The 13170-nt window shown below is 68.7% G+C and carries 8 protein-coding genes; 1 reads left to right on the top strand and 7 read right to left on the bottom strand.

Annotation, left to right across the window (positions count from 1 at the left end):
* From V5F66_RS05635 to V5F66_RS05665, 7 genes are all read right to left on the bottom strand, one after another.
* On the bottom strand, positions 1-1413 hold the full coding sequence (locus V5F66_RS05635) for an efflux transporter outer membrane subunit (protein WP_012116136.1): 1413 nt from the start codon (positions 1411-1413) through the stop codon (positions 1-3).
* On the bottom strand, positions 1414-4689 hold the full coding sequence (locus tag V5F66_RS05640) for an efflux RND transporter permease subunit (RefSeq protein WP_394093432.1): 3276 nt from the start codon (positions 4687-4689) through the stop codon (positions 1414-1416).
* Positions 4686-7793 carry a multidrug efflux RND transporter permease subunit gene (locus V5F66_RS05645; RefSeq protein ID WP_394051166.1) on the bottom strand — a complete coding sequence of 1036 codons (3108 nt, stop codon included), beginning with the start codon at positions 7791-7793 and terminating at the stop codon, positions 4686-4688. The genes V5F66_RS05640 and V5F66_RS05645 overlap by 4 nt, the downstream gene beginning before the upstream one ends.
* Positions 7790-9004: an efflux RND transporter periplasmic adaptor subunit gene (locus V5F66_RS05650; RefSeq protein WP_394093433.1), complete on the bottom strand. Its 1215-nt coding sequence runs from the start codon at positions 9002-9004 to the stop codon at positions 7790-7792. The genes V5F66_RS05645 and V5F66_RS05650 overlap by 4 nt, the downstream gene beginning before the upstream one ends.
* A 306-nt stretch (positions 9005-9310) precedes the next feature.
* The gene (locus V5F66_RS05655) at positions 9311-10090 is read right to left on the bottom strand and encodes a queuosine precursor transporter (protein ID WP_394002828.1); all 780 of its coding nucleotides are present in this window, start codon (positions 10088-10090) and stop codon (positions 9311-9313) included.
* 132 nt (positions 10091-10222) lie between these two features.
* The gene (locus tag V5F66_RS05660) at positions 10223-11425 is read right to left on the bottom strand and encodes a class I SAM-dependent RNA methyltransferase (RefSeq protein ID WP_394093565.1); all 1203 of its coding nucleotides are present in this window, start codon (positions 11423-11425) and stop codon (positions 10223-10225) included.
* A gap of 20 nt (positions 11426-11445) precedes the next feature.
* Positions 11446-12177 carry a TlyA family RNA methyltransferase gene (locus V5F66_RS05665; protein ID WP_394093434.1) on the bottom strand — a complete coding sequence of 244 codons (732 nt, stop codon included), beginning with the start codon at positions 12175-12177 and terminating at the stop codon, positions 11446-11448.
* 245 nt (positions 12178-12422) lie between these two features.
* Between V5F66_RS05665 and V5F66_RS05670 the strand changes: the two genes are divergently transcribed.
* Positions 12423-13025 carry a hypothetical protein gene (locus V5F66_RS05670; RefSeq protein ID WP_394093435.1) on the top strand — a complete coding sequence of 201 codons (603 nt, stop codon included), beginning with the start codon at positions 12423-12425 and terminating at the stop codon, positions 13023-13025.
* The last annotated feature ends 145 nt before the right edge of the window (positions 13026-13170 follow it).

A 13170-nucleotide genomic window follows, 5' to 3' on the forward strand; every position in this document is an offset into this window, starting at 1 on the left:
TCAGGGACCCCACCCGCCACCCAGCGCCTGGAACAGGCTGGTGGCGGCCAGCAGCCGCGACAGCCGCGCCTGCGCCAGGCCATTCTCGGCTGTGAAGTAGGTCTGCTGCGCCTGAAGCACGGCGACGAGGGTGGTGGTGCCGCCCGCCAGCTGGGATTCGGCCACGCGGAACGCGGTGCGTGAGCTTTCCACCACGTCGGCCTGCAGCTTCACCTGCTTGTTGGTCTGGTCCAGCGCCACCAAGGCCTTCTCCACATCGGCGAAGGCCGACAGGATGGCCTTGCGATAGACCTGCAGGTCCTGCACCTGCACGCCCTTGGCCTGGTCGAGCTGGCTCTGCAGCAGGTAGCCGTCGAAAATGGGCTGGGTCAGCCCCGCAACCAGAGTGTAGTACCACGCGCCGGGCGCGAACAGGGCCTGGAGCGCCGCGCTCTGCACTCCGCCGGTACCGGTCAGCTGGATCTGCGGCAGCATGGCCGCCCGCGCCGCCTCCACATTATAGCCCCCTGCCTGGAGCTGGGCCTCGGCGAGGGCAATATCGGGCCGGCGGGTGAGGAGGTCAGACGGTAATCCCGGCGTGATGCGCGGCACGGTGATCTGCGACAGGCTCCCCTGCGGCGGGGTGAGCGCGACGGGCGTGCGCGCCAGCAGCACGGCCAGCGCCGCCCAGTTCTGGCGCAGGGTGATCTCGATGGGCGGGATCGAGGCCCGCACCTGCGCCACCAGCGCCTCCTGCTGCGACACGTCGAGCTGCGAGACGGTGCCGCCGGCGAACTGCCGCTTCACGATGTCGAGGATGCGGGTTGCGGCGGCCAGGCTGTTCTGCGCGATGCGCAGCTGGTCGCGGGCGCCGAGGATCTGGAAATAGGTGTTGGCCACCGCCACCTGGGTGGACAGTGTCACCACGTCGCGATTGAAGCGGGCCGCCGCCGCATTCTCTTCCGCCGCCAGCAGGCCGGAGCGGTTCTTTCCCCAGAAGTCCACCATGTAGCCGGCGGACAGGCCGAGAATATACTGGCCGCTGGTGTTACCCGGATTGCCGCTGCTGCCGCTGGACCGGATCTGCGCGGCAGAGCCCGCGAAGGTGAGGTTGGGGTAGAGCGGCGCCCCCGATATACCCACCTGGGCGTCGGCCTGCACGATTTCAGCGGTGGCGACCGCGATGTCGAGGTTGTCGACGTTGGCTTCCGCCACGAAGCGGGTGAGGTCGCTGGAGCGAAAGCTCCGCCACCATTCGGGCGGCGGGAGATGGGCGTTGGGGTTGGCCGGCGCTTCCACATAATGGGTGGGGGTGGCGATCCCCACGTCCGGCGCCGGCTCCTGCGGCAGGCAGCCGGCGAGCAGCAGCGCGAGGGCGCCGGCGGCCAGAAGCGCCCCACGCGGGCGCCGCCCAAATGTGCTGAAAAACCTCATCTATGCGGCCGGCTCTGGCGGCGGCCGCAGGCGGGCACGCCGGTCCGTGTGGAGGCGCCCCCGGCGCAGACGGTCGATGTAGAGATAGACCACCGGCGTCGTATAGAGCGTGAGAAGCTGGCTGAACAGCAGGCCGCCGACCACGGCCACGCCCAGCGGACGGCGCAGCTCGCTGCCTTCCCCAAAGCCAACCATCAGCGGAATGGCGCCGAACAGGGCGGCCATGGTGGTCATCATGATAGGTCGGAAGCGCAGCAGGCAGGCGTGGAAGATGGCCTCGCGCGGCGCCATGCCGCCGTTGCGCTCGGCATCGAGGGCCACGTCGATCATCATGATGGCGTTCTTCTTCACGATGCCGATGAGCAGGATCACGCCGATCAGCGCCATAACGTTGAACTCGCCCCCGAAGGCCATCAGCGCCAGCAGCGCTCCCACCCCGGCCGACGGCAGGGTGGACAGGATCGTCAGAGGGTGGGCGAAACTCTCGTAGAGCATGCCGAGCACCAGATAGACCGCCACCAGTGCTGCGAGGATGAGCAGCGGCTGGCTGGACAGGGATTGCTGGAAAGCGCGGGCCGTGCCCTGGAAGCTGCCGTGGATCGAGGCCGGAAGGCCGATCTGCGCCTTGGCCGCATCGACCGCCACCACCGCGTCGCTGAGCGCCGCGCCGGGCGCCAGGTTGAAGGACAAGGTGGCCGCGACGAACAGCCCCTGGTGGTTCACCGCCAGCGGCGTGGAGCCGGTGCCGAACCGCGCCACGCTCGACAGCGGGATCATGGGCGCGGCGCTGGTGCTCACCGCCGAGCCGGTGGAGGCGGAGGCGCGCCCGGTGGCGCCGATGGCGTTGGTCAGCGCATTGCGGGCGGCGCTGGCAGCAGTGCTGGCGGTCGCCGATGATCCCGCGGCGGAGAAGGTGCCCGCCACGGCGCCGGTGCCCTGCGAACCGCCCACCGCACCACCGGACGTGCTGATGAAGACGTCGTCCAGCACCTCGGGATGCTGGGAGAAGCGCGGCGCCACCTCCATCACCACGTGATACTGGTTGCGCGCCACGTAGATGGTGGACACCTGCCGCTGGCCGAACGCGTCATAGAGCGTGTTGTCGATCTGCCCCACCGAGATGCCCAGCCGGGCGGCGGTGTCGCGGTCGATGACGATCTCGGTCTGGATGCCGCGGGACTGCTGGTCGCTGTTGGCCTGGGTGACGCGCGGGTCGCGCTGCAGGGCGGCCAATAGCTTGGGCACCCATTCGGCGAGTTCCTGGAAGCTGTCGCCCTCCAGGGTGTACTGGAACTGGGCGTTGGCCGGCCGTCCACCCACCTGGATGTCCTGCGCTGCCTGGAGGAACAGGTTGGCGCCGGGCACCACCGCCAGCGCGCGGCGCAGCCGGGTGATCACCTCGTCCGCCGAAACGCCCCGCTGTGCCAGGGGTTTCAGCGCGGCGAAGACGAAGCCGGAATTGCCCTGCCCGCCCCCGGTGAAGCCGACCACCGAGTCCACCGCCGGGTCGGCCCGCACAATGTCGATGAAGCTCTTGAGCTTCCCCGACATGGCCTGGAACGAGATGGACTGGTCGGCCTGGATCATGCCGGTGATGCGGCCAGTGTCCTGCTGCGGCAGAAAGCCCTTGGGGATGATGATGTAGAGATGGACCGTCAGCGCCAGCGTGGCGAAAAAGACGGCAAGCAGGATGCGCGGCCGATCCAGGCAGAAGGCAAGCGAGCGCCGGTAGGCGGAGAGCGCCGCCTCGAACACCCACTCGCTGGCGCGGAACAGGCGGCCGTGCTGTCGGCCCTCCTCGTTGCGCAGCAGCAGGGCGCACATCATCGGCGTGGTGGTGAGCGACACGAAAAGCGACACGAGGATGGTCGCGGTGATGGTCAGGGCGAACTCGCGGAAGATCTTCCCGATCAGCCCGCCCATGAGCAGGATGGGGATGAAGACGGCGATGAGCGACACGCTCATGGCCACCACGGTGAAGCTCACCTCCCCTGCCCCCTTCAGGGCCGCATCCACGCCCGAGAGCCCGGCGGCGCGATGGCGCGCGATGTTCTCCAGCACCACGATGGCATCGTCCACCACAAAGCCGGTGGCGATGGTCAGCGCCATCAGCGACAGGTTGTTGATGCTGAAGCCGCACAGGTACATCACCGCGAGCGTCCCCACGAGGGAGACCGGCACCGCCACGATGGGCACCAGTGCGGCGCGCCAGTCGCGCAGGAAGGCGAACACCACCACGATCACCAGCACCACGGAGATGGCGAGGGTGAGCGTCACATCCGCCAGCGAGGCGCGGATGGTAGCGGAGCGGTCCATCACCACGTTGAGGTCGATGGCCGGCGAGATGGAGGCGCCAAGCGAAGGCAGCAGCGCCCGCACCCGGTCCACCGTGGCGATGATGTTGGCGTTGGGCGAGCGGAACAGGATGAGCAGGGTCGCCGGCTTGCCGTTGGCGAGGCCCGCGGAGCGGATGTTCTCGATGGAATCCACCGTCTCGCCGATGTCCGACAGGCGCACCGGCGCGTCGGCGCGATAGGCGACGATGAGGTTTCGGTAGTCCTCGGCCTTCAGGGCCTGATCGTTGGCGTAGATCTGGAACCGCAGGTTGTCGCCGTCGATAGCGCCCTTGGGGGCATGGGCGTTGGCGGAGGCCAGCGCCGCGCGCACGTCCTCCAGCCCGATGCCGTATTTGTAGAGCGCGTTCGGGTTCAGCTCCACCCGCACAGCCGGCAGCGACCCGCCGCCCACCGTCACGTCGCCGACGCCATCCACCTGGAACAACTTCTGCGCCAGCACCGTGCTCGCCGCATCGTAGATCTGGCCGCGCGGCAGCGTGTCGGAGGTGAGCGAGAGGATCATAATGGGCGCGTCGGCCGGGTTGGCCTTGCGGTAGGTAGGGTTGGACCGCAGGCTCGACGGAAGGTCGGCGCGGGCCGCGTTGATGGCCGCCTGCACATCGCGGGCGGCGCCGTTGATGTCGCGGGACAGGCCGAACTGCAGGGTGATGCGGGCCGTCCCATTGGTGCTCGACGAGGTCATCTCGCTCACGTCGGCGATGGTGCCCAGATGGCGCTCCAGCGGGCTTGCCACCGTGTCGGCCACCACCTGAGGGCTGGCGCCGGGCAGGTTCGCCGTCACCGAGATCACCGGAAAGTCCACCGCCGGCAACGGCCCCACCGGCAGCAGGGGATAGGCGACGAGGCCGGCGGCGAACACCCAGAAGGTGATCAGCGTCGTCGCCACCGGCCGGCGGATGAACGGCGCGGACAGGCTCATGGCGCAACCCCCGGCTGCGCGGCGGAAAGTCCGTCCGGCTCGGGCGCCTTGGCGCGGCGCCGGTCGAACCACAGATAGATCACCGGCGTGGTGAACAGGGTCAGAAGCTGGCTCAGCAGCAGGCCGCCGACGATGGAGACGCCCAGCGGATGGCGCAGCTCAGATCCCACCCCGGTGCCCACCATCAACGGCAGGGCGCCGAGGATGGCGGCGAGCGTCGTCATCAGGATCGGTCGGAAACGCAGCAGGCAGGCGGCGCGGATGGCGGCCTCCGCCGTCATGCCCTCGCGGCGCTGCGCATCAAGGGCGAAGTCGATCATCATGATCGCGTTCTTCTTGACGATACCGATGAGCAGGATGAGCCCGATGATGGCGATGATGGTCAGCTCCTCCCCGGCCATCATCAGGGCGATCAGCGCGCCGATGCCGGCGGACGGCAGGGTGGAGAGGATGGTCAGCGGGTGGACGAAGCTCTCGTAGAGCACGCCGAGCACGATGTAGACGGTGACCAGCGCCGCCAGCACCAGCAGCAACTGGTTCGCGAGCGAGGCCTCGAACGCCCGGGCCGCCCCCTGGAAGCTCGCCACGATGCTCGCCGGCATCCCCATCTCTTCGGTCGTCTTGCGGATGGCGGCGATGGCCTCGCCGAGGGAGGCGCCCGGCGCGAGGTTGAAGGAGATGGTGGTGGCCGGGAACTGGCCCAGATGGGAAACCAGAAGCGGGGCCGTCTCCACATGGGTGGTGGTGAGCACGGACAGCGGCACCTGCGTGCCCGAAGCGGACGGCAAATAAAGCGAGGACAGCGCCTCCAGCGAGGTCTTCAGCGTCGGGTCCGCCTCCAGGATCACCCGCTGCTGGCTCGACGTGGTGAAGATGGTGGAGACGATGCGCTGGCCGAAGGCGTCATAGAGCGCATTGTCGATGGTGGCGGGGGTGATGCCGAAGCGGGCGGCACGGTCGCGGTCGATGTCGAGCCGCACCGACAGGCCAGTCTGCGACAGGTCGCTCGCCACGTCGGCGAGCTGGGGCAGGCTGGCGAGCCGGGCCAGCAGCTTGGGCGTCCATTCCGCCAGTTCCGCCCCGTTGGCATCCTGCAGCACGAATTGATACTGGGTCCGGCTGACGCCGCCATCGATGGTGAGGTCCTGCACCGGCTGGAGGAACAGCTCCATGCCCGGCACCACTGCCGCGGCATGCTTCAGCCGGGCGATGACGGTCTCTACCGAGGCCGAGCGCGCCTCGTGCGGCTTCAGGTTGATGAGCATGCGGCCAATGTTCGGCGTGGTATTGGCGCCGTCCACGCCGATGAAGGAGGACAGGCTCTCCACATCGCGATCGGCGAGGACGATGCGGGCGACCTCCCGTTGCAGGTCCCCCATCCGTGCGAACGAGACCGACTGGGAGGCCTGCGTCATGGCCTGGATCACGCCGGTGTCCTGCTGGGGAAAGAACCCCTTGGGAATGATCACATAGAGATAGCCGGTGAGGACCACCGTGCCGAAGAAGACCGCCAGGGTCAGGCCCTGCCGCGCCAGCACCACATCCAGCGCCCGGGCATAGGCGCGGATGATGCCGTCGAAGAAGGTGCGGCTCGCCCGCTGGAAGCGGTTCTCATGAGCCTCGGCATAAGGCCGCAGCAGCTTGGCGCAGGCCATGGGCACGAGGGTGAGCGACACCACCCCCGACACCAGGATGGTGGTGGAGAGGGTGACCGCGAACTCGCGGAACAGCCGCCCCACCACATCACTCATGAACAAGAGCGGGATCATCACCGCGATCAGCGAAACGGTGAGGGAGATGATGGTGAAGCCGATCTGCTCCGATCCCTTCAGCGCCGCCTGAAGCGGGCTTTCGCCCTCCTCGATGTAGCGGGTGATGTTCTCGATCACCACGATGGCGTCGTCCACCACGAAGCCGGTGGCGATGGTCAGCGCCATCAGGGTCAGGTTGTTGAGGCTGTAGCCGAACAGGTACATCACCCCCAGCGTGCCCACCAGCGAAAGCGGCACCGACAGGCTGGGGATCAAGGTCGCCCGCGCGCTGCGCAGGAAGGCGAAGATGACGAGGATCACCAGCATGACGGCCAGCGCCAGCTCGTAGCCCACGTCGCGCACCGAGGCGCGGATGGTGGTGGTGCGGTCGGTCAGCACCGCCACGTCGATCTCGGCGGGAAGCGCGGCCTGCAGCTGCGGCAGCAGCGCCTTCACCCGGTCCACCACATTGATCACATTAGCGCCGGGCTGGCGCTGGATGTTCAGGATGATGGCCGGGGCATCGTTCATCCAGCCGGCGAGCTTGTCGTTCTCCACCCCGTCCACCACAGTCGCGACCTCGCGCAGCCGCACCGCCGCGCCGTTGCGATAGGCGACGATGACATCCTCGTACTGCGCGGCGCTCTGGAGCTGGTCGTTGGCATTGATGGTGGAGGCGCGCGTTGGCCCGTCAAAGCCGCCCTTGGGCGTGTTCACGTTGGCGTTGGCGAGGGTGGAGCGCAGGTCGTCGAGGTTCAGACCGTGGGCGGCGAGGCGGCGCGGATCGGCCCGGACCCGCACCGCCGGCCGCTGGCCTCCGCTGATGCTGACGAGCCCGACGCCGGGCAGCTGCGAAATCTTCTGCGCCAGCCTTGTGTCGGCCAGCGCCTGGATCTCCCGCAGGTTCATGGTCTTCGAGGTGAGGGCGAGGGTCAGCACCGGGGCGTCGGCGGGATTGACCTTGGCATAGATGGGCGGGGCCGGAAGGTCGGAAGGCAGGAGATTTCCCGCCGCGTTCAGCGCCGCCTGCACCTGCTGCTCGGCCACATCCAGCGGCACGGCAAGGTTGAACTGGAGCGTGATCATGGAGGCGCCGGCCGAGCTGGTGGAGGCCATCTGCGCGAGGTTGGGGATCTGGCCCAGTTGCACTTCCAGCGGCGCGGTCACCGACGAGGTCATCACGTCGGGGCTGGCGCCGGGATAGAAGGTCTGCACCTGGATGGTGGGGTAATCCACCTGCGGCAGGGCGGACACCGGCAGGAACAACAGCGCGATGGCACCCGAGAGCAGGATCGCCACCATCGCCAGCGTGGTGGCCACCGGCCGCAGGATGAACGGACGCGACGGGTTCATTGCGCTGCCGCACGGTCCGGCTGGCGGCCCTGATGCGCCCCAGGTTGGCCACCCGGCCGCGCCGGCGGGGCACCGGCGGCGGGCGGCGATCGAGCCGCTCCCGGGCGCACCGTCACATGGGCCCCGTCGCGCAACCGGTCGGCCCCCTCCACCACGATCTGGTCGCCGGGCGCGAGGCCGGAGAGGATCTCCACCTTCTCGCCCGTGGTGACGCCGAGGGTGATGGGCCGCACCGACACCGTCTGTTCCGCATTGAGCAGATAGGCGAAAGTCCCCGGCACGCCACGCTGAATCCCGGATGTCGGGGCGATGGCGACGCCCGAATGGGTGTCCACATCCAGCGTCACGTTGACGAACTGGTTCGGGTAGAGCCGCTGGTCCTCGTTGGGGAAGCTGGCGCGCAGCTTGATGGTGCCGGTGGTCTGGTCGATCTGGCTGTCGAAGGTTTCCAGCACCCCTTCGGCGATCCGGTTCTGGCCGGTGCGGTCGAAGGCATGCACCGCGAGTTTCGCGCCGGCCTTGAGGCGCCGGGAAATCTCCGCCAGTCGATCCTCCGGTACGGAAAACACCACGCTGATGGGCTGGAGCTGGGTCAGCACGGTGATGCCGCTGGTGTCGCCGGGTGTGACGTAATTGCCCTGGTCCACGAGGCGCAATCCGGCCCGCCCGTCCACCGGGGCGCGGATCTGCGTGAAATCGAGGTTGATGGCGGCGGTCTGGAGCTGCGCCTTGTCCGCCTCGATGGTCGCCGTGTACTGCGCCACGAGCGCCTTCTGGGTGTCGAGGGTCTGGCGCGGCACCGCGTTCTGCGCCGATAGGCCCTGGTAGCGCTGGAGATCCACCTTGGCGCCTTCCAGCAGGGCCTGGTCGCGGTCCACCTGGGCCTTGGCCTGGTCAAGGGTGGCCTGGAACGGCCGCGGATCGATCTGGGCGATGAGGTCGCCGCGCTTGACGCTCTGGCCTTCCTTGAAATTCACGCTCAGCAGCTGCCCGCTGACCTGCGGCCGCACCGTCACGGTGGACGTGGAGGTCACCGTGCCTAGCGCCTGGACGGTGACCGTGATGTCACCGCGCTCCACCGTTCCTACGGAAACGCTGGCCTGCGGCGGCGGCATCCGCCCCCCCGGACCTGCCGGAGCGGAGCCCGGCCCGCGCCAATACAGGGCGCCGAGGCCACCAATGGCCGCCAGCGCAACGACGGTGAGAATCACCGTTGAACGCCAGCTGCGACGTACGGCTGCCGGAGGCGATTCGGCACGGCCGGATACTTGTTTGTCCATTGAGCCGGCGTCTCCCGACAGAACCTTCCCGCTCCTGAACCGGCAGCATGCCGGCCCACCGGACCCCTCCCCGCCATTCGCCCCTGTTGAAAATGCGGCAAGGATCGACCCGAGCGACGGCATCGTTACCGGCGCCTGTGGCTGAAATAAAGCCTGCGCCGCCCGATCCGGAGCTGTTCGTCCGGTGCAACCGTTCGCTGTGCCGCCGCCGCTTGCCTCGGACGCAGCCGCAGCCGCTCACACCTTGGTGCGGAACGGCGTGAAGTCCGTGCCCACGTCATACACGTCGATGCCTTCGCGGCGCTTCATGAAGCCGACGATTCTGTAGGTCACCGGGGTCAGGATCGCCTCCCAGCCCACCTTCATCAGGTAGTTGGAGATCATTACCATCACCACCAGATGGGTCTCCCACACCCCGAGGAAGGCGAGCGGGTAGAAGATGAGGCTGTCCACCGCCTGCCCTACCACCGTCGAGCCTATGGTGCGGGTCCACAGGTGCCGGCCGCCGGTGAGGATCTTCATCCACGCCAGCACGTAGGCGTTGGCAAATTCGCCGCACCAGAAGGCGAGGATGGAGGCGGCAAAGATGCGCGGGGTCTGGCCGAACACGGTTGCCAGGGCCTCCTGCGCCGGCCAGCCGGGGGCCGGCGGCATGGCGACGACCGCCGCCGCCATGGCCGCCGCATAGACCGAGGCGAAGAAGCCCACCCACACCACGCGCCGCGCCCGGGCATAGCCGTAGACCTCGGTGAGCACGTCGCCGAGCACATAGGACAGGGGAAAGAACAGCACCGCCGAGCCGAAGACGACCGGCCCGATCCACGGCACCTGAACCACCGAAACCTTGGCGGCGCCGATGAGGTTGGAGCAGATGAGGATGACCGAAAAGGCCACCATGCAGTAATCGTAATAGCGCAGCCGCGCCCCTTCCAGGGAACGCGCTTCCACGGCGCGGATGCCGGCGGGCTCGTCCACGCCGGCCACGGCAATGAGCGACTTGTCCAATTGAGGTTTCACGGGGCAGCCTCGAAAACGGTCGGGCCGGCCCGCAGGGGCGATCAAGCCTCGGCGGGTGCGGCGCCATGCTGCACCGCATTAAACCGCAGAACCTGTACCGCGCCTAGCTTTCGCAGCGGCAGAACCGGCCGCTCAGCCGCGCTCGAAGGTGGCAACCAGCTCCACGTGGGGCGAATAGCGGAACTGGTCCACGGGCGTCACCGCGCCGAGGCGGAAGCCGCCCGCGACCAAGAGGCGCGCATCCCGCGCGAAGGTGGCCACGTTGCAGGAGACATAGACCACGCGAGCGAGCTTCGCCTGCGCCAGCTCCCGGGCCTGCGCCTCTGCGCCCTGGCGGGGCGGATCGATCACCACCGCGTCAAAGGCCGCCAGTTCGGCCGCCATGAGCGGACGGCGGAACAGGTCCCGCGCCTCGCCGTCCACGGCCTTCAGGCCGGAGGTGGTGCGCGACGCCTTCGTCAGCGCCGCGAGCGCGCCGGCATGGCTCTCAGCCGCGAACACCCGGGCATGCTCGGCAAGCCGCAGCGCGAAGGTGCCGGCGCCTGCGAACAGGTCAGCCACCTTGCGGGCGCCCTGGGTGGCGGCGAGCACGGCGTCTGCCAGCACGCGCTCGCCCTCGGCGGTGGCCTGGAGGAAGGCGGCGGGCGGCAGTTCCACTTTGGCCCGGCCCATGGACAGGATCGGCGCCACGCGCTGGAGCACCAGTTCCCCATGGCGGGTGAGGCGGGCAAGGCCGAAGCGCTCGGCCAGCACCGCCACCTCGGCGAGCAGCGACGGCGGCAGCGGGCCGGAGCCGCGCACATCCATGTCGAGCCCGGTGTCGGTGGCCACCACCTGCAGATCCAGCGGCTTCTTCAGCGGCGCAAGGGCCGCCGCCACCGCCCGCGCGGCCGGCAAGGCCAGATCGAGGCTGGGCGCCAGCACCGGGCAGGCTTCGAGCGCCACCATGGCGTGGGACTTGCGCTCGGCGAACCCCACCACCGTGCGCGCGCCATATTGGCGGGCATGGAAGATGACCCGCCGCCGGCCGGCCCCGTGGGCATCCACCAGCGGGCGAACCTCCGCCTCGATGTTCTCCCGCGCCAGCGCTTCCACCACGAGGGCGCGCTTCCAGGCGAAATAGGGCTCCAGCTGCCAGTGCTGGAGCAGGCAGCCCCCACAGGTTCCAAAATGGGGACAGAACGGCTCCGCCCGCTCGGGGCTCGGCGCCAGGATGGCCTCGACCGCAAGGCGATCCTTGTCGACGTGCCCCCTCACCCGCTCGCCAGCCAGCGTGAAGGGGGCAAACAGCGGGCCGTCGGGACCCTGGGCGAGGCCATCGCCCTGGGCGCCCATGCGGCTAATCAGAAATTCCGTCACAACCCACCACTTTCACGGACTGCACCCACCAGAAACTCGCGATTGCCGTCGCCGCCCTCGATAGGGGACGCAATGCGGCCGAGGAGACGCCAGCCCAAGGCCGCGATCTCCCCTTCCACACGGGTGCAGCACGCCTCATGCACGGCGGCATCGCGCACCACGCCTTTGCGGACGTTGGCGCGGCCCGCCTCGAACTGCGGCTTCACCAGCGCCACCAGATGCGCCTCTTTCCCGGCAAAGGCGAGCGCCGCGGGCAAAACCAACGCGAGCGAGATGAAGCTCACGTCCACCACCACGAGGTCGACCGGCTCGGGCACGGCATCGCGGCTGAGGGCGCGGATGTCGGTGCCCTCCATCAGGTGCACGTCCGGCCGGGCGGCGAGGCGGGGGTGGAACTGGTCGCGCCCCACATCCACCGCATAGACCTTCCGCGCCCCCCGGCGCAGCAGCACCTCGGTGAAGCCGCCGGTGGAAGCGCCCACGTCCAGCGCCACCTTGCCGGCCGGATCGATGCCGAAGGCGTCGAGCCCCGCCGTGAGCTTGAGAGCACCCCGGGACACAAAGTCGTGAACGTCCGCCGCCTCGATCCGCGCATCGGACGCCACCTCGGCGGAGGGCTTTGCCACCACGACGCCATCCACCCGCACCAGGCCCGCCGCCAGCGCCGCCTGCGCACGGGCGCGGCTTTCGAACAGGCCGCGCTCCACCAGCAGACGGTCGATACGCATCCGCGCCGCCGCACCGGACGAAGACGCCGGGACGGGATTGGATTGCGGATCGGATTGCGTCTTCACCATTTTCACCGTGCGGCGTCTTACCCGAGGTCGCGGGCCGCCGGAGGCCGTGATATGCGATGGCTCCGGGGGACGCAAACACCTGTCTTTTCGGAATCATCGGCAACCGGCGGCCGTTCGGCCTCAGGAGTGACGGGTTTCCTATGGACGCGGCAGCGGCAGGGCGAGGGCTCGGATTCATGAGCGCAGTAAAGGGCGCGTGGCCTGTTTCGGCGGGAGCAGCGGCGCTGACGGTGATGCTGGCGGCCCTGTTGGCGGCCTTGGCGCTTACACCAGTCGCGGCGGCGCCGACGGCGAAGGAAAAGGCAAGAGCGGAGGCGAAAGCCAAGGCGGATGCCAAGAAGGCCGACGCGAAGAATAACGAAGCCAAACCCGACCCGCGCGTATGGGTGCTGGCCAAAGCCGACGACACCTATGTCCTACGCTACGGCACGCCACGTGCCACCGATCCGGTGTTCGCGGTGGCATGCCAGCCCGGTGCGCAGCTCATCCAGTTCACGGTCGAAGCCGCCTCGGGCAAGGTCAAGGCCGGGGATGGCGTCGCGCTGACTCTCGCGGTGGGGAAGCGGCGGCTGGAGCTGGCCGCCTCCGCCTTCCGGGGGCCGACCGAGGGTCGGGTGGTGGTGGAAGCGGCCGTCGCGCTGGATGGCCGGGTGCTGGACCTGCTCAACGAGGGCGAGACGCTGATCGTGCGGATGCCCGGTGCCAGCGAGAGCTACCCCCTCGCCGGCGCCAAGGCCAAGCTGGGCGATTTCCGCAGAGGCTGCCTGACCGGGCGGTAACAGAATGCAACTGACGCTGACCGGAGCCCGCTCTCCGGCCTGCCGGCCGCACGCCGAAATGTCAGGATTTCCGTTATAATCTAGAGACTTGATGGGGTGGATTTACCGAACCGGAAGGTTGCGCCCTCATAACCCCATGGTGCAG

The sequence above is a fragment of the Xanthobacter versatilis genome (assembly GCF_043193975.1).
In the GTDB taxonomy this organism is placed as follows: Bacteria; Pseudomonadota; Alphaproteobacteria; order Rhizobiales; family Xanthobacteraceae; genus Xanthobacter; species Xanthobacter autotrophicus_E.